Annotated in this window: 17 protein-coding genes; 3 read left to right on the plus strand and 14 right to left on the minus strand. The window is 64.0% G+C overall.

All coding sequences use genetic code 11. The features are described 5' to 3' along the window. Positions 1-3: 3 nt before the first annotated feature. Entirely contained in the window at positions 4-381 is a 378-nt protein-coding gene (locus CATRI_RS06465; protein ID WP_047253054.1) for an RNA polymerase-binding protein RbpA, read from the plus strand. A 52-nt stretch (positions 382-433) separates the two neighbouring features. On the opposite strand, the gene CATRI_RS06470 is transcribed toward CATRI_RS06465, so the two are convergent. From CATRI_RS06470 to CATRI_RS06485, 4 genes are read right to left on the minus strand one after another with little or no spacing between them, the layout of a single operon-like run. Beyond that, positions 434-1,231: a polyprenol monophosphomannose synthase gene (locus CATRI_RS06470; protein WP_290220785.1), complete on the minus strand. Its 798-nt coding sequence runs from the start codon at positions 1,229-1,231 to the stop codon at positions 434-436. A gap of 32 nt (positions 1,232-1,263) precedes the next feature. Then, a complete protein-coding gene (gene lnt, locus CATRI_RS06475) occupies positions 1,264-2,727 on the minus strand; it encodes an apolipoprotein N-acyltransferase (protein WP_290220786.1) in 1,464 nt (487 codons plus the stop codon). After that, positions 2,724-3,239, minus strand: a complete 516-nt coding sequence (locus CATRI_RS06480; protein ID WP_290220787.1) for an FxsA family protein — start codon at positions 3,237-3,239, stop codon at positions 2,724-2,726. The genes lnt and CATRI_RS06480 overlap by 4 nt, the downstream gene beginning before the upstream one ends. Positions 3,240-3,249: 10 nt before the next feature. Then, on the minus strand, positions 3,250-4,548 hold the full coding sequence (locus tag CATRI_RS06485; RefSeq protein WP_290220788.1) for a lipase family protein: 1,299 nt from the start codon (positions 4,546-4,548) through the stop codon (positions 3,250-3,252). Between the two features lie 29 nt (positions 4,549-4,577). Here CATRI_RS06485 and CATRI_RS06490 point away from each other — a divergent pair, with 29 nt between their 5' ends. Beyond that, positions 4,578-5,024 (plus strand): hypothetical protein, encoded by a 447-nt coding sequence (locus CATRI_RS06490; RefSeq protein ID WP_290220791.1) that lies wholly within the window; start codon positions 4,578-4,580, stop codon positions 5,022-5,024. Here CATRI_RS06490 and CATRI_RS06495 read toward each other — a convergent pair. The 3 genes from CATRI_RS06495 to CATRI_RS06505 are packed head-to-tail and all read right to left on the minus strand — an operon-like array spanning position 5,021 to position 7,606. Then, positions 5,021-5,743 carry an SDR family oxidoreductase gene (locus CATRI_RS06495; RefSeq protein ID WP_290220792.1) on the minus strand — a complete coding sequence of 241 codons (723 nt, stop codon included), beginning with the start codon at positions 5,741-5,743 and terminating at the stop codon, positions 5,021-5,023. The two genes, CATRI_RS06490 and CATRI_RS06495, sit on opposite strands and share 4 nt — an antisense overlap. Before the next feature lie 5 nt (positions 5,744-5,748). Next, on the minus strand, positions 5,749-6,513 hold the full coding sequence (gene ygiD / locus CATRI_RS06500) for a 4,5-DOPA-extradiol-dioxygenase (protein ID WP_290220794.1): 765 nt from the start codon (positions 6,511-6,513) through the stop codon (positions 5,749-5,751). A gap of 7 nt (positions 6,514-6,520) precedes the next feature. Next, positions 6,521-7,606, minus strand: coding sequence for a M24 family metallopeptidase (locus CATRI_RS06505; protein ID WP_435384187.1), 1,086 nt, complete (start codon positions 7,604-7,606; stop codon positions 6,521-6,523). Positions 7,607-7,631: 25 nt separating this feature from the next. Here CATRI_RS06505 and CATRI_RS06510 point away from each other — a divergent pair, with 25 nt between their 5' ends. Continuing rightward, positions 7,632-8,243 carry a trypsin-like peptidase domain-containing protein gene (locus CATRI_RS06510; protein ID WP_290220797.1) on the plus strand — a complete coding sequence of 204 codons (612 nt, stop codon included), beginning with the start codon at positions 7,632-7,634 and terminating at the stop codon, positions 8,241-8,243. Here the strand turns inward: CATRI_RS06510 and CATRI_RS06515 are convergent. The 7 genes from CATRI_RS06515 to CATRI_RS06545 are packed head-to-tail and all read right to left on the minus strand — an operon-like array spanning position 8,240 to position 15,922. After that, positions 8,240-11,032: a DEAD/DEAH box helicase gene (locus tag CATRI_RS06515; protein WP_290220799.1), complete on the minus strand. Its 2,793-nt coding sequence runs from the start codon at positions 11,030-11,032 to the stop codon at positions 8,240-8,242. The genes CATRI_RS06510 and CATRI_RS06515 overlap by 4 nt on opposite strands. 22 nt (positions 11,033-11,054) lie before the next feature. Beyond that, on the minus strand, positions 11,055-12,047 hold the full coding sequence (gene tatC / locus CATRI_RS06520) for a twin-arginine translocase subunit TatC (RefSeq protein ID WP_290220801.1): 993 nt from the start codon (positions 12,045-12,047) through the stop codon (positions 11,055-11,057). Between the two features lie 6 nt (positions 12,048-12,053). Then, a complete protein-coding gene (gene tatA / locus CATRI_RS06525; protein WP_290220803.1) occupies positions 12,054-12,338 on the minus strand; it encodes a Sec-independent protein translocase subunit TatA in 285 nt (94 codons plus the stop codon). 38 nt (positions 12,339-12,376) lie between these two features. Beyond that, positions 12,377-13,351 carry a helix-turn-helix transcriptional regulator gene (locus CATRI_RS06530; RefSeq protein ID WP_290220805.1) on the minus strand — a complete coding sequence of 325 codons (975 nt, stop codon included), beginning with the start codon at positions 13,349-13,351 and terminating at the stop codon, positions 12,377-12,379. 1 nt (position 13,352) lies between these two features. Then, positions 13,353-14,306, minus strand: a complete 954-nt coding sequence (locus CATRI_RS06535; protein WP_290220807.1) for a helix-turn-helix transcriptional regulator — start codon at positions 14,304-14,306, stop codon at positions 13,353-13,355. Beyond that, entirely contained in the window at positions 14,303-15,727 is a 1,425-nt protein-coding gene (pafA, locus tag CATRI_RS06540) for a Pup--protein ligase (protein WP_290220809.1), read from the minus strand. Before pafA ends, CATRI_RS06535 begins: the two co-directional genes overlap by 4 nt. 3 nt (positions 15,728-15,730) lie before the next feature. Further along, a complete protein-coding gene (locus tag CATRI_RS06545) occupies positions 15,731-15,922 on the minus strand; it encodes a ubiquitin-like protein Pup (RefSeq protein ID WP_290220810.1) in 192 nt (63 codons plus the stop codon). Positions 15,923-15,932 lie beyond the last annotated feature (10 nt).

A 15,932-nucleotide genomic window follows, 5' to 3' on the forward strand; every position in this document is an offset into this window, starting at 1 on the left:
GCAATGGCAGATCGCGTACTCCGCGGCAGTCGAATGGGCGCAGTCAGCTACGAAACTGACCGCGACCACGACCTTGCCCCGCGCCAGATGGTCAAGTACCGCACCGAAAGCGGCGAGATTTTCGACGTCCCCTTTGCGGACGATGCGGAAATCCCCGAGGAGTGGATGTGCAAAAACGGCCAGCTTGGCACGCTCATCGAGGGCGAGGGAGTCGAGTCTAAGCCGACGAAGCCGCCGCGTACTCACTGGGACATGCTCCGTGAGCGTCGCACGATTGAAGAGCTTGATGTTCTCCTGGAGGAGCGCATTGAGCACCTGCGCAAGCGTCGCCGCTCGGCAGCTCGTCTGCTGAAGGAACAGCAGGCTCAGCAGGCAGAGTAAGAATCGAAAGAGGGCCGTTGAGGGTAAATCCCCTCACCGGCCCTCTTTGCCGTTAGTGGCGGCGACGGAAGCGCTTGAGCTCGTGAGAAAAGAGCTTGCCAGTTTCCTTGGCGATCTCCTTGACCTGGGAGGTGCGGTGTCTAATGCCCCACTTGGTCACCTCAAACAGGGAATCCTTGACAAAGCTACCGTCGAGCTTGGACTCGCCAATTTCTCGCTCGGTAAAGGTAATCGGGACCTCGCGGACGTCGAAGCCGTCTGTGACAGCCCGCCAGGCGAGATCAACCTGGAAGATGTAGCCGGCTGCGGAGAGCTCGTCGAAGTCCAGAGCCTCGAGAACCTGGCGGCGGATTGCTCGGTAGCCCGCGGTCATATCGCTCAGGCCAGCGCCAAGCGCCAGGGAGATGTAGAGGTTGCCGCCCTTAGACAAGATCCAACGCTGCTTAGGCCAGTTAATCACCTTGCCGCCGGGGACGTAGCGGGAACCGATGACGAGGTCCGCTCCCTGGTCCACTTCCTCCAGCAGGAGGTGCAGCTGCTCGGGTGCGTGTGAGCCATCGGCATCCATTTCGCAGAACACGGTGTAGTCGCGGTCGAGGCCCCACTGGAATCCAGCGAGGTAGGCGCCCAGGAGGCCGCCCTTGCCCTCGCGGTGGAGCACATGCACGTTGGTATCGTCGGCGGCGAGAGCATCAGCCTTGTCGCCGGTGCCGTCGGGGCTGTTGTCGTCGACGATGAGGATGTCCACGTCCGGGGTGGCTGCCCGAACCCGGCCGACGATGAGCGGGAGGTTCTCCAGCTCGTTGTAGGTCGGGATGATCACCAGGGTCGCGTCACTGGGCTTAGTCAAAGAGATCTCCTTGGTCGTGTCGGTGCTGGTGATCAGCGTCGGGTGGTTACCAGAGCAGAAATCACAAGAACTCCACCCATAATAATCAGCGCCAGTTGTACTGCGAAACCGTGGCGAACGGCGAAGGTGATGGAATCTCGCAGCGGCAGAGTTTCCACCAGGCTACCCGCCTCGAAGATGCCGGTTTCTTGGGAGACCGAACCATCTGGCTGGACAATCGCGGACACCCCTGACGTCGCTGCCACGACGAGGGCCCGGTCTGTTTCGATGGCGCGGAGTCGGCTCATGGCCAACTGCTGGTAAGTCATATCGGTGAAACCGAAGGTGGCGTTGTTCGTGGGAGTGCTCAGCAACTGGGCTCCATCGAGTACCGCTTGGCGATAAGCGGGGTCGAAGGCGACCTCGTAGCAGGTAGCCACCCCGAGAACGATGCCGCCGATGTCAACGGTGAAGTCCCGTTCGCCGGGCTGGTAGTTTCCAGCCTGGTCCACATAGGGGGAAAACCTACGGAGGAAGTCGCGCATGGGCATGTACTCCCCGAACGGCTGAAGGAAGTGTTTGTGGTGATAGTCCCCCGGCCCGGTCTCTGGATCGAAGACAATCATGGTGTTGCGCGGCCCGACATCATCGCGGGTGATGGTGCCGACCAGGATGGGGGCATCGACGGCGGCCACGGCGGCGTCGATAAGCTGGCGGGCCTGCGGGTCCGTGAAGGGATTGACATCGGAGGAGTTCTCGGGCCAGATGACGATGTCGGGCGAGGCCTCGAGCGTCTCGGTGACGCGCACGTGGTTGGCCAGGACGGCCCGGCGCTGGGCATTGAAATCTAGACCCATCCGCGGCACGTTGCCTTGGATGGCGGCGACCTCCTTCTCCCCCACTGTCGCACTGTCGCGGTTAACCTCGGTCATGCCAGTCACCACACCGGCGGCCAGCGGAACAATGATGGCCAACAGCGCCACCACCCGGGTCTGACGGTAGAACAGACCCACCACGCTCACGCCGCACAAGACGGCCGCGAAGCTCACCAGCGCAGGTCCGCCCCAGACCGCGAGGTTGGCCAACGGCCCGTTGATCTGACCCCACGCCAGGCGTACCCAGGAGAATCCGCCGTAGGGGAAAGAACTGCGCGCCCATTCCACGAGGATGTAGAAGAAAGGGAAAGCGAGGAAGCCGAAGCGCCAGCGGGCAATCGCCACGCCACCGACGCCGAGTGCCAGTGCGTAGAGGGCGCAGAAGACCGCGAGAGCGATATAGGGCAGGTTGCCTACGAATTCGCCGATCCACGGCAACATGAGCAAGTAAAGGACGAGGGCGTGGACGAATCCAATGAGGGCACCGGACCACATACCTGGGCGTGAACGCCAGGGCATGAGGGAGACATACAGCAGGGCCATTCCCGCAATGGCCGCCCACCACCAGCCGGTCGGTTCGTTGGAAAGGTACGCCAAAAGCCCTGCGCCCGCCGCGATGAGCAGTCTGAGCAGCAGAATCACTTATCGTCTTTCGGCTGTTCGTCAGTGCCGAAGTCCTCGGGCTGGATGTTGTCGGTCCAGCCGCGGATCTCTTCTTCGTCGATGACGGTCCCGGCCCCGAAGGAGCCGTAGTTGGTCTGTGCGCGGCCAGCATTCGTCGCTTCGAAGCTGCGGACCCCGAGGTCTTCGACGGTCTTGACCAGCTTGACGGCGAGGACTTTTCGAATGAGCCCGCGGGTCGGGGCGAAGATGAGGAACAAACCGAGGACCGAGGAGACGATACCGGGAATTCCGCCGAGGATTGCCCCAGCGGTGAGCAACCCATAGTCGCCCGCGAGGCGACCAGGCCCGATCTGCTGTGCTGCGGCGGCACGGCTGACCCGACGCATCTCTACGCCGGAGAGAACCAGGGAGATGGCCATCAGGGCGAACACGCTAACAATGGCCCATCCCACACCGATCCAGGCAGCGACTGCCCAAAAGGCGAGGGCTTCGATGAGGAGGTACGGAATGACTGCAAGAAGAAATGGCACGTACGCCACCCTACCGTCGCAACTGATCGAGCAACCACCCCACATCGTCGGCCAGGCGACGGTAGTAGGGGCCGAAGTGATTGAATCCCGTTCGCCCAGGTAGGTGCGGGGTGCGGTCTTCGCGCCAGGTGACATCACCGCCCAGGCGTCTCCACCGTCGGTTCAGGTCGCGGACGATGCCAATGGGCACGACGTCGTCATTGGTGGAACCCCAGAGGAGGACAGGTGCAGACGGCTTCGCTCGACCCAGGTGCCGGGCCTCAAATTCCTTCGACACCGCCGGTAGGTCTTCCAATAGCGAGCCCAGCGTGGCGCCATTGCGCGTCCACGTGGCCGAGGACTGCCAGCCAGACGCTAAGACTGAACCGCCCGCGCAGGTGGCGAGGTAGTTCAAGAGCTTGGTGATCCCCTCGGGTGTGAGAACGGAGAAGATCTCCTCGTGGATCTCCGGGGAGGTGACCATGAGTCCGGCGGTGGCGTAGGCGAGCACTCCGGTGACCAGGCTGCCGTCGACGTGGCGCAAGACCTCCTCCAGCCGGGCCGGTGGCGCACCCACGACAGCGGCCTTCACTCTCATGTCGGGCGCGTATGTCGGGTCTTCCAGGGCCTGTGCCACGGTCCCGCCGCCCTGGGAGAACCCCCACATGCCTACAGGGGCCTCCTGCGGGAGGCCAAGGACGTGGGAGGCTCGGACGGCGTCGATAAGCGAATGCGCACCGGAGGTGTGGTCGCAGTAGAGCTGCAATTGCAGGTCGGGGTCGCGCGGATAATCGGTGATAACGACGTGGCAACCAGCGGCGAGGAGGAGGTTGGTCACGGGGAGCTCATAGGCGGCAATAATGTCCACGGGACGGGTGCGGAACACGCTGGCTCCGACGGTGCAGCTGTAAGAAGGGTCGCAATGCTTCGCGACGCCCTGGGTTGAGGGTGCGAACGCGACGACCGGTCGCGAACCTCCCCGCCAGCGACTGTGCGAATGGAAGTAGGCGCCCGTCGCGGTGATGGTGTGGCCGCGAGCATCGGTGGTGACGTACTCGATCCGGTGGGCCGTCGCGGGATTAAGCGAGCCCTCCGTTCCCAGCAGACGCATCGGAGAAGACTTCAGCAAGGTGCCCGGTTTCTGGCCAATCACCCACGTGGCGTCGCCGAACCCGGGCTCGGTTTCCCACCGCGGATAGTCACGGGCGCGCGTTGGGGGTCGCTGCCGACCCATCACCCTCCGCAGACCCCCGCTCACCACCGCGTGCCCCAATGACAGCGCGGTGCGGGCGGCGGTTCGATTCACGCCGGTGCGGTGGATGCGGGCCATGTCCCCCACCCTAACTAGAATGGGCCACTGTGACTGACGCTACGCACACCATTGTCCTCGCCTTCCCGGGAACGGTCGTTGCCCCAGGCGGCTGGGAAGCGCTCGCGGCCATGGCGGACCGCCACGCCGATGGCCTGTTGCACGTGCCGTTCGAAGGGGGCGTGGTCATCCGCACCACCACCGTGACGCAGATTGAGCCACTGACCCCTGCCTCAGGCACCGTCAAAGATGGCCAGATCGGGTGGATCGAGCACGAAGATGGCTTGGTCCCCCTCGGTGCCGCGGTGCCACCGGGCGCGCTTACCTCCCATATCGCGCGGATGCTCGACGTCATTGAGACACCCATCGTGCTGTGTGCCGACCGTGTTCTGCACATCACCGACCTGCCGGAACACATCGCGGAGCAGGTCGTCCGGGTGTTGGCGCCGCTAGGACTTGTCTTTGACGAAAATTCGCCTCTCTTGACGCAGGATTAGCGAGGCATCCGCCGCCACACCGACCGCGGAATCAGGCGCATCACGTAGGCCAGGAGGCGCAGTCGAGCGGGAATCCACAGCGTGCGGCTGCCTTTTCCGTGGGAGAATTCTTTGGCCACCGCCTCGGCGACGTCCTCGGGGGTTACCGACATCGGTGCGGGGGTCATGCCCTCCGTCATTGAGCCGATGACAAAGCCCGGACGAGCGGTGATCAATCGCAGCGGGCTACCGTGCAGCCGATCAGAGAGCCCCTGGCAGAAGGCGTCGAGCCCGGCCTTGGTCGAGCCGTACACGTAGTTGGCGCGTCGCGCCCGCCAGCCGGCGATGGAGGAAAAGGCGACGATCTCACCGCTGGTCATCGTCGAGGCCAGGACCGTGAGCATACTTACCTGCGCGGTGTAGTCGACGGTGGCGATTTCGACGGCGTGGGTTTCATCCCGTTCGGCTACGGCCTGATCCCCTAATATTCCGAAGGCGACGATGGCGGTACTTACCGGCCCAGCTTCCTCGACGAGGGCGCGGTGGGAGGCGAGGTCGGTGGCATCAAATGCGAGCGTGCGGACCTCGGTGGCGCCGGCTTCCAGCGCGCGGCGGGAAATCTCTTCGAGGGCGAAGGGTCGCCGAGCGGTGAGCACGATAGGTCGACCTGCGCACAGGCGGAGCATGAGTTCTCCACCGATATCGCTCGTGCCGCCGAGGAGGAGGATGCCGTTGCTCATGTTGTTTAGGCTACTCGGTACCCCGTCATCGACAGTGAGCTCAGGGTGCGCTGTTCATTAAATACCTCCACCTCACCCCCGAGTTCGGAGCTAATGCCGGCGATGTAGGCCAGCGGCAGGAAGTGGTCCGGGGTTGGGACGGCGCGGGAGAAATCGGCGTGTGAGGTCAGCGATTCCAGGCGGGAGGGATCGTCGAGCATGACGTCGCGGGCAGCGGCGTCGAAGGAGTCGGCCCAGGCCACTCCGGTGTTTCCCGCCTGCCAGTCCACGAGGGAAAGGTTGTGGACCACGTTGCCGGAGCCAACGATGAGGACGTTGTTTTCTCGCGCCAGCCGGGCCAGGCGGGTGCCCAAGGCGAAGTGCTCGCTCAGGGGCTTGGTGGCGTCAATGGAAAGCTGGACTACGGGGATGGAGGCGTCGGGGAACATGTGCTTGAGCACAGACCACGTGCCGTGGTCCAGGCCCCACTCGTGGTCATTCTGGACCAGAGTGGGCTTGGCGACGTCGCGGACTAACTCGGCGATTTCTGGGTCGCCGGGGGCGTCGTAGGTGACTTCGGATAGCTCCGGTGGGAAGCCCCAGAAGTCGTGGATGGTACGTGGGTTCTCCATCGCGGTCACGCCGGTTCCTTCGGTGTACCAGTGGGCGGATACCGAGAGGATGGCGCGCGGGGCGATGTTTGTGCCCAGCGAGGACCAAGTGCGGGTGAAGTCGTTGTTCTCGATGGCGTTCATGGGAGAGCCATGGCCGACGAACAGTGCTGTAGTCATGCAGCCATTATAGGCAACGTTGTTGTCGCGTCAACATATCGACGCCGGATTCGGTCACCGTCACGATGTCCTCCAGTCGCATGCCCCACTGACCCGGCACATAGATCCCCGGTTCGATGGAAAAGCACATTCCCTCCTCCAGCACCAGGTCATTGCCCGCCATGAGGTACGGCTCCTCATGGGTGGATAGCCCAATCCCGTGGCCGGTTCGGTGGATAAAGAACTCGCCGTACCCTGCCTCCTCGATTACGTTCCGGGCCGCCCGATCAATCGCCGCAGCGGAAACCCCGGGTCGCACCGCAGCAACTGCCGCCCCATGCGCCCGCTCCAGCACCTCGTAGGCCGACGCCACATCCGTCGACGGCCGCCCCACCGTATACGTGCGGGTCGAGTCCGAGTGATAGCCGCTGTCCAGGGTGCCGCCGATATCCACCACCACGCAGTCGCCCTCCTCCAGCACACGCGCAGAGAAGCTGTGGTGCGGATTCGCCCCATTGGGCCCTGATCCGACGATGACAAAGTCCACGGCCACATGCTCTGCCAGGATGAGCTGCTCCAGCTCCTTCGCCACCTCTTCCTCCGTGCGCCCGGCCCGCAGGAGCCCGGGCACCCGCGCGTGGACCTCATCGATGGCGCGGGCAGCCCGGCGCAGCTGCGCGATCTCCGCGGCATCCTTGCGCATGAACAGCTCCGACAGCGTCGTCGCGGCCGGCACGGTTGCCCGCCCACCGAGTAGCTCCTGCAGGCGCAGCACGTGAACGGTGGTCAGGCTCGACCCGAGCGCCACTGCCCCCGTCGGGGGCAAGATCTCCACCGCCAGGCGGTGAGGATTGTCGCCGTCGTGCCACCCGCGGACGTCGATAAGCTCTCGAGGAGCTTCCCCGATATCGGTGGCAGGGGCCAGCAGCACTGGCGAGCCTTGCGCGGGAACCACGAGCGCAGTGAGGCGTTCATGCGATGAAAGCCACGAACCAGTGAGATAGGCCAGCTCCGGACCCGTGCCAATGATGAGGCCTGCCAGCCCAGCCTCGCGGGCAAGCTCGGCGGCACGGGTGAGACGATTTCGGTAGACGAAGTCAGACATGCCGACCATGGTAAGCGCCGACCGTATTGTAGGGATGATGAACGACGACTTCGTTGTGCGACTGTCAGCCGGCCCCGCCTATTGCTCCGGCGTCCTCATCAGCCCGGACCTCAACGCCGCCGAAGCCCACACCGAGTACCTGCTCACCTGCGGACACTTTATCCCCTACGTAACCGCACCTGTGCACGTCACGGGACAGCGGGTAGACGCCCTAGTCCTGGACTCCGTCCACATCCCCCGCACCGACCTGGCGGTGGTCCGCGTGGATCGGGCATCCTCAGCAGCCCAGCTGCTTCGCGTATCGACGTCCCGGCCACCCCTCTTCGCCCGTGCCCTCACCCTCGGCTTCGGAGGCAGTTCAGTCCGGGCGACCGAACGCCACGGTCGAGTATGGGCACGCTCCTCCGCCTCCATCTCCCGCAACGGCCAGATTGTCATCCGCCCCTCGGCCGTGCTGTGGAACACTCCCCCGACAGTCGGGGGAGACTCGGGAGCGCCCGTCATCATCGGCGATGAGCTGGTGGCGCTCCAATCGATCGGAAATGACTGGGGAGGTAACGTCATCCGGTTCGGCAGCAGCCAGCAGCTCGCCCCGCACCGCCCCGCGATCGCCGAGGCGGTGGCGACCTTACGGCACCGCCACTAGCTACCGATCGCCACCACACCGCGACGGATGGCGTCGATGGCGCGCCGGGCATTGGCGCTGATGTCATCGGTGTAGCCGGTCTTGGCCACCTGTTCGAGCAGGTCAATAACTTGGCGGCACCAGCGCACGAAGTCACCCGGGGTCAGCTCCGCCCCCGATTCCGCTGCCGCGGCGAGGCAGTAGCCTAGTGGAGCACCCGCCGCCCACTGATGTATAGACAATGCGAAGCCGCCCTCCGGCTCGCGCGTGATGGGCAAGCGGTGACGACGCTCATCCTCCGCCAACTCCGACCAAATCCCAGCCGTCGCATCCATGGCGGCCGCCATGCGATCAGTCGCCGACTGCGATTCCCCACCGCCCGAGTACTTCCGATTTTCAAAGGTACACAGGGACACCACTCCCGCCAGCTCAGCCGGGTCCAGCTCATTCCAAATGCCGCGGCGCAGGCATTGGGCCACCAAGAGATCCGACTCGTTGTGGATCTGTGCCAGCCGCGCCCCTTCCTCGCTGATCACCGGCGTGCGCTCCGGACCGGTGCCCTCGAACTCGACGTAGTTCATCTCCGAGAGCAACCCGATGATGCGCTCGAAGTGCTTGCCCAGGGTGTCCGTTGCTCGCTCCACCCGCGTCTGCAGCCGAGCGAGATCGCGCTCCCGGCGGGTGAGCTTCTCCCCCACCCGCGCCAACTGCTCCCGGTCCGTGTTCGGCCAGGAATGCACCGGGTGAGCCTTGAGCTCCGCCCGCAAGGCGACCACCCTTTTCGAATCCCGCACTCGGGCCTGCTGGCGCATCTTCTTCGGGCGCCCAAAAGAACTGCGCTGGAACTGCTGCATGACGTAGCGGGTGTTCTTCCGCGGCGCTGACGTCACCTTGCGCGGAAGACTCATGTGCCCCAGGACGATCGGTGGATTGGCAAATCCCGCAGCATCGATCCTTCCCGACCACCCCTGCTCCGTGGTCACCCACGGTCGCGGATCCTTTGCCTGGCTGGCCGGTGAAACGACCACCGCCAACACCGGATGCTTCCGGCCCGGGATCGCGATGACCTCGCCTAGCTGCAGGCGCGCCAAGATGGCCACGGTTTCCTCGACGCGCTGATTGAGCGAATCCTGCCGGGCTGCCCTTTCCTCCTCGGAGAGCTCACGGCGCAGGCGCATGTACTCCACGAGCTGCTCCGCCGGATCCTCCCCGTCGGTGACGGGAGGGCTGAACACCGCGATGTCTTTGTCCAACTGCGCCCGCAGCTCTCTGACCCGATGCTCCGCCCGCTCGATTTCCCGGACCTCATCGACGACCGAGCCGTCCGCCTGGTACTGGGCAAAGGACTTCTCCAGCAGACGCAAGGAGGGCGCGAAGCCAATCATGTTGAGCAGGTTGACGGCCATGTTGTAGCCGGGCGCAAAGGTAGAAATCAGGGGGTACGTCCTCGTCGACGCCAGCCCGGCCACTGCCCGCGGGTCCATCGCCGGCGACCACTGCACGACCGCGTGCCCGATAACGTCAATCCCCCGCCGACCAGCCCGTCCCGTGAGCTGCGTGTACTGCCCCGGGGTGAGTTCCACGTGAGCCTCGCCGTTGTACTTGACGAGCTTTTCCAACACGACGCTCCGCGCGGGCATATTGATGCCCAGCGCCAGGGTCTCGGTGGCGAATACCGCCCGGACGAGCCCCCGCACAAACAAGTCCTCCACGATGTGTTTGAAGGCCGGGAGCATGCCGGCGTGGTGGGCGGCGAAGCCGCGCTGGAGGGCGGCCTTCCACTGGCTGAACTGCAGCACCTCCAGGTCTTCCTCGGGGATACCTGCGACGCCGGCATCGACAATCTCGGCGATGAGCCGGGATTCGTCCTGCGAGGTCAACACCAGACTGGAACGCAAGCACTGGAACAGCGCCCCCTCGCATCCGGCGCGGGAGAAAATGAACGTGATCGCGGGGAGCATGTCCATGCCCTGGAGCACGCGGAGAACATCGGGGCGTCCGACGGGACGTTGCCGATCCTGGGGGCGCTTGACCCCAGAGCGGCGACCCGCCGCCCGGGCGCGGAACCCCTGGCCCGATTCCCAGTCATCGCGCCCCTCCGTCGCGGCGGCCTCCTGGAGGCGGTCGATGCGCCGCTCCAGCTCACGGTTAACTTCCCCACCAGTGCCCGGTTCGAACAGCGGGTAGACTTTCCGGCCGACCATCATCCACTGCTCCAACGGGACTGGACGGGTATCGGAGACGATCACCGTCGTGTCGCCGCGGACGGTGCTCAGCCAATTGCCGAATTCCTCGGAGTTGGACACGGTTGCCGAGAGCCCAATGATGTTGACTGACTCATCGAGGTTGAGGATGACCTCTTCCCACACCGCGCCACGGGACTGATCCGCAAGGTAGTGGATTTCGTCCATCACCACGTGGCTGAGCCGATCCAGGGCGAATGATCCGGCATAGATCATGTTCCTCAAGACCTCGGTCGTCATGACGACGATCTCGGCGTGGCTATTGATCGACACGTCGCCGGTTAACAGGCCGACGACGTCCTCGCCGTGGGCCTCCACCAGGTCGTGGTACTTCTGGTTGCTCAGCGCCTTGATGGGCGTGGTGTAGAAACACTTCGTGCCCTGCGACAAGGCGAGTGAGACCGCAAATTCGCCGACGATGGTCTTGCCCGCCCCGGTCGGAGCACAGACCAACACCCCGTGGCCTTCTTCCACCGCCTGGCAACCAGCGAGCTGGAAGTCATCGAGGGGGAAATCCACGGCGGCGGCAAACTCGGCGAGATGGGACAAGTGGTGGTCTTCGATCATGACCACCACGGTACTGAAGGAACTAGAGGACGTCCCCGAAATCTGGTCGCTGGCGACGATTACCGAAATCAGTGGCGGGCTCGACGGGCATGGGTGAGCCGACGGGTTGCGGGGCATCGACGCCACCGGGGCCGGTATTCAGTGACGAAGAGGAATCGTCGTCCAGGTCCATCCACTCCGGGCGTTCGCGTTTGCGGCGTTTGTCGTTCCATCGGCAAAATTGCAGCGCCATTTCCACCAAAAGGGTGAGCGAGAGCGCGAGGACGACCATGGAGAAGGGGTCTTGACCCGGTGTCATGAAGGCCGCGAAGACAAAGAGCACGAGAATGATGACCCGGCGCTTGCCCTTAATCGTTTCGTATTCGAGAATGCCGATGATATTGAGGGCGGCAATGAAGAGCGGAACTTCGAAGCTCACACCGAAAATCAACAACAGCGCCAGGAGGAAGCCGAAGTAGCGTTCGCCGGTGAGGGCCGCGGCTTGGAATTCATCACCAATCGTCAACAGGAAGGCCAGGCCGAAGTGGACTACAAAGTAGGCGAGGACGGCACCGGCGACGAAGAGCGACACGGCAATGGTGACGAAGATGAACGTCCACCGGCGCTCATTCTTCAGCAGGCCCGGGGTAATGAACTCCCAGATCTGGAAAAGCCACACCGGGGAAGACAGCACCGCACCGGCGAGAGCACCAACCTTGAGGCGCAGCATGAACATCTCAAACACACCCGTGGCCAAGAGGCGACACTGACCGTCACCGGAGAAATCAGCCCGGCTCTCCGGCGGGAGAGAACAATACGGGCCACGCAAGATTTCCCCCAAGGGCATCAAGCCAAAGGGGGCGGATTGGTACCAAATGAAGCCGATGATGGTACCCACCAGGAGAGCCAGCAAAGAGATAACCACTCGCCGGCGCAGTTCCTGGAGGTGCTCGACCAGGGACATCTCCCCGGTCTCATTCCTCGGCTTCCGCTTCAGTCTCAGCCGGAGTCGCCTATTCTTCTGCGAGGTCGTCATGACCAACTACTGCTGAGGCTGCTGCGGCGGGTTACCCTGCTGAGGATTGTGCTGGGCCTGCGGGGTGGGCTGATTCTGGGGCTGATCCCAGTAGCTCTGCTGACCCGTGGTGATCTGACCCTGCGGGGTCTGTTGCGGTTCGTCGTCGTTCTTCATCTCCTTGACCTCGGACTTGAAGATGCGCATGGAGCGACCAATGGACCGGGCGGCGTCGGGAAGCTTCTTGGCACCGAAAAGGAGCACGAGGAGGACGGCGATGATGAGGATCTCAGGGAGGCCGAGGTTAGGCATTGGAACCTTTCAAGACGGGGCGGGTCTGCTGAAGGCAGCTAGTCTGACGTCCCATCATACGCACCGAGTCCCACAAGCGCGCGTTGATGCACGGCGGCCACGAGAGATTCCGGGCCGATGACGGCGAGGCGATCAGATTGGCCGAGGACGAAGCGGATGAACCACTCGCGTGAACCGACGGGCATGGTGGCTTCGACGCGGCCGTCGACAAGCTCTTCTCCCAGGGTAAGCGGGTAATAGTCCGCCAACCACGTGGCATCAGGTTCGACCGCCAGCACCGCTTTTTCTTCGACCGCCCGGAAACCGAAGGGGTCATGTGCGTCGAAGGGCATCTGGTCCAGGTGCGGCGCCGCGGCCTCATCGAGCACGTCGACGTGACTCATGCGGTCGGCGCGATAGTGCTTGTGCCGCCCGCTGGATTCCTCCCAGGCGGTGAGGTAGGTTTCGCCCGCATTGACGAAGATGCGCACTGGATCGACGGTGCGGACAGTCGAGGTGTCCGCGGAGGCCGAATAGTAGGTGAACCGGACGCGGCGGCCCGTGTCCAGCGCTCGGCGCATGAGCTCCTGGGGTTGGGTTTCGGCGGGGTCATCGGTAGCGAGTGAGTCATAAACCGCCACGGCCTTCGGCGCCAGGATTCCCCGGAGTTTGGCCGCTGCGGACAGCACGGCCTCCCTGTCTGTGAGTCCAGGCATGGCCTCGAGGGACTCCAGCGTCAGCAGCAACGCCCCTGCTTCGGTGGGTGTGAGTCGCAGGGCGCGGTCCATGCCCTGGGAATTGTTGATCATTACGGCGCGATAATCGGCGGTGAGGTCCACGAGCTCCTCCGGCCAGGAACCCACTCCAGTGCAAGTCAAGCGGTGAAGGTCAGCCAGAATTTCTCCAGGCTCCCGCCCCAAATCTTTCGCCGCCTCCATGATGGTTCGATCCGGGTGCGCCTGGAAGTACGGCAAGAGGTTGAGGGAGCGGACGAGGTTGTCGAGCTTCGCGGGCGAGTCCTGGTGGGCGGCCATGCTAGCGGGCTCCTTGCAGTAGAGCGGCGATCTGAGAACGTACGTCGGCAGGTTCCACCACAACAACCTCGGGGGCGAAGCCCGCTGCAGTGCGGGCGAGCCAGTCCCGGTCGACGTCGATAAGCTCCAGCAACCCGTCGGGACGACGGCTGCCTGCGGAAGAAAGCTCGAAGGCGACGCCTTCGGGGATACGCAGGAGCGCGTCCACCCTTTGGCGACCGAGCCGCAGCGATTCCTCGACTATTTCCTGGACCGATTCGGGTTCGGGGTGAGTGGCTGGCTCTCGCCGCGCACGGATATCGCTAATACGGTTGAGGCGGAAAGAACGGGGCGCATCCCGGTCGATATCGTGACCGACGAGGTAGAGGCGGCCATGCAGGTTGACCAGGCTCCAGGGGTCCATCGTGCGGCGCACCGGCTCGGAAGTAGGGAGGGAGGCGTAGGAAAACGTCATGCGGTAACCATTGCGGACGATGGTGAGGATCGAGGTCAGCACCACCGGCGACAGTGTGTTCAGGTCGTTGACGGCCGTGAACACGGGGGCCTGGGAGAGGTCGCGGCTCGCGCCGGAGGCGGCCAGTTTGGTCCAGCCGGATCGGGCGAAAACGCCCAGTTCGGTGGCCTGGCCCATTTCCCCCGCTAACCCCAGGACTGCCGCCTCCTCGGGCGTGAACGACATTGCGGGAAGCTCGTACTCCGCGGACTGCAGGCCGTAGGTGGTGCCGCCGCCTAGTTCCTCGGATTGCCGGGACTCCAGGGGGACTCCGGCGCGAGCGAGGGTGGCGATATCCCGGTGCAGCTTGGTCAAAAATGAGTCGTTGCTGAGGTCGGCATAGCCATCCACATGCTCGCGGATCCACGCGGGGGTGAGGCGCCGGCCGCCGTTCTTATCGGCTGCCAGCAGGGCGAACACCAAGCTGGTCAGCCGTTGCACGGCCGCATCGTGCTTGCTCATGCGTCATCTCCGTAGTCCCCGGCGTGCGCGTCCATGTAGTCCAGAAGAGTGTCGACACGCTTATCGACGGCCGCGAACGGGTCACTCAGCTCAATCAGCTGCGGTTCCGGCGCATTGACTTTCAGGTGCACCCAATCCGCCGTGACCGGAGCACCGAGGCGTTCGGCGTGGCGAAGGAATCGTCCCCGCAGGTGGGCACGGGTCGTCGTCGGTGGCTCGAGGACAGCGGCGGCGATGTCCTCGTCGGAGGTCCACCGCTGGGCCAAGCCTTTGGATTGCAGGAGGGGGAACAGCCCCCGGCCAGGGCGAATGTCGTGATAGGTCAGATCGATCTGGGCGAGCTTGGGGTTGTTCCACTCCTCCCCCAGCCGCTCTCGATAGCGGTTGAGCAGGGTGTACTTGATCACCCAGTCGATCTCTTGGTCGACCTGGGAAAAGTCTTGGGTACGGATTGCCTCAACCTGCCGGGCCCACAAGTCGACAACGCGTCGCAACTCCTCGGTGGGGGTGCCCTCGTCCGGGCGTTCCTCCAGCCAGGCCTTCGCCGCCGCCAGGGTTTCCTCCTGGACCTGCAGGGCGGTGACGGTGCCCCCACTTTTCAATGTAAGCGGCGTCGAACCGGTGAGGTCGCGGGCGATGTCTCGGATGTGCGCAATGGGGTTATCCAGCTCGAAGTCTGGCAACGAAACCCCGGACTCGATCATTTCGAGGACGAGCATCGTCGAGCCCACCTTGAGCGCGAACGTTGGCTCCGACATGTTCGAGTCCCCGACGATGACGTGCATGCGTCGGAAGCGCTCGGAATCGCCGTGCGGCTCGTCGCGGGTGTTGATGATCGGCCGCGAGCGCGTGGTGGCCGAAGAGATACCCTCCCATACCTGGTCAGCGCGCTGCGACAGCAGGAACCCGGCTGGGAAATTGCCCGTGGCCCGTCCGATCATTCCGGCTCCGCAGATGAGTTGACGGGTCACCATAAATGGAAGCAGCAATTTGCCCAACGTGCGTAGCGGGAGATGGCGGCCGACGAGGTAGTTTTCGTGGCAGCCATAGGAGTTGCCCACGGAGTCGACGTTGTTTTTAAACAGGAACACCTTGGCGTCGATGCCGTCTGTCTTCAGCGCCTGCTCCGCCGACTGTGCGAGGTCATCGACCATCCGATCGCCCGCGCGGTCGTAGTTGAGAACCTGGGTGAGGCTGTCACACTCGGCCGTTGCGATCTCGGGATGCGATCCGACATCGAGGTAGAGGCGCGAGCCATTGAGCGTGAAAATGTTGGAGCTGTTGTAACGGGCGACGATGGGACGGAAGAGGTAGCGGGCGATCTCATCAACAGACAGCTTGAGGTTGGGGTCTGCCGGAACCGCGGTGATCCCGTACTCCGTCTCCACCCCGACGATGCGGCGCGCGAACAGACCCTCCACGGCCTACTGACCGCCCTTCTGCACGTAGGAACGGACGAAGTCCTCGGCGTTGGTTTCCAGCAACCCGTCGATCTCGTCGAGGAGGCCATCGGTGCCAGTGGTGTTGAGCTGGGCTTGCCCGGCCGTGGCGTCAAGGTGATCGCTATCGTCATCGCCAGCGCCACCCGAGGCGACATGGGTCTGGGGTCCGGTCATAGTGAGGGTG

It is taken from the genome of Corynebacterium atrinae, from assembly GCF_030408455.1.
Taxonomy (GTDB): Bacteria; Actinomycetota; Actinomycetes; order Mycobacteriales; family Mycobacteriaceae; genus Corynebacterium; species Corynebacterium atrinae.

Coding starts and splice junctions, on each gene's coding strand:
- CATRI_RS06465 (WP_047253054.1), top strand. CDS start 4: ATGGCAGATCGCGTACTCCGCGGCAGTCGAATGGGCGCAGTCAGCTAC.
- CATRI_RS06485 (WP_290220788.1), bottom strand. CDS start 4,548: ATGGCCCGCATCCACCGCACCGGCGTGAATCGAACCGCCGCCCGCACC.
- CATRI_RS06495 (WP_290220792.1), bottom strand. CDS start 5,743: ATGAGCAACGGCATCCTCCTCCTCGGCGGCACGAGCGATATCGGTGGA.
- ygiD (WP_290220794.1), bottom strand. CDS start 6,513: ATGACTACAGCACTGTTCGTCGGCCATGGCTCTCCCATGAACGCCATC.
- CATRI_RS06505 (WP_435384187.1), bottom strand. CDS start 7,606: ATGGTCGGCATGTCTGACTTCGTCTACCGAAATCGTCTCACCCGTGCC.
- CATRI_RS06510 (WP_290220797.1), top strand. CDS start 7,632: ATGATGAACGACGACTTCGTTGTGCGACTGTCAGCCGGCCCCGCCTAT.
- CATRI_RS06515 (WP_290220799.1), bottom strand. CDS start 11,032: ATGATCGAAGACCACCACTTGTCCCATCTCGCCGAGTTTGCCGCCGCC.
- tatC (WP_290220801.1), bottom strand. CDS start 12,047: ATGACGACCTCGCAGAAGAATAGGCGACTCCGGCTGAGACTGAAGCGG.
- tatA (WP_290220803.1), bottom strand. CDS start 12,338: ATGCCTAACCTCGGCCTCCCTGAGATCCTCATCATCGCCGTCCTCCTC.
- CATRI_RS06530 (WP_290220805.1), bottom strand. CDS start 13,351: ATGGCCGCCCACCAGGACTCGCCCGCGAAGCTCGACAACCTCGTCCGC.
- CATRI_RS06535 (WP_290220807.1), bottom strand. CDS start 14,306: ATGAGCAAGCACGATGCGGCCGTGCAACGGCTGACCAGCTTGGTGTTC.
- CATRI_RS06545 (WP_290220810.1), bottom strand. CDS start 15,922: ATGACCGGACCCCAGACCCATGTCGCCTCGGGTGGCGCTGGCGATGAC.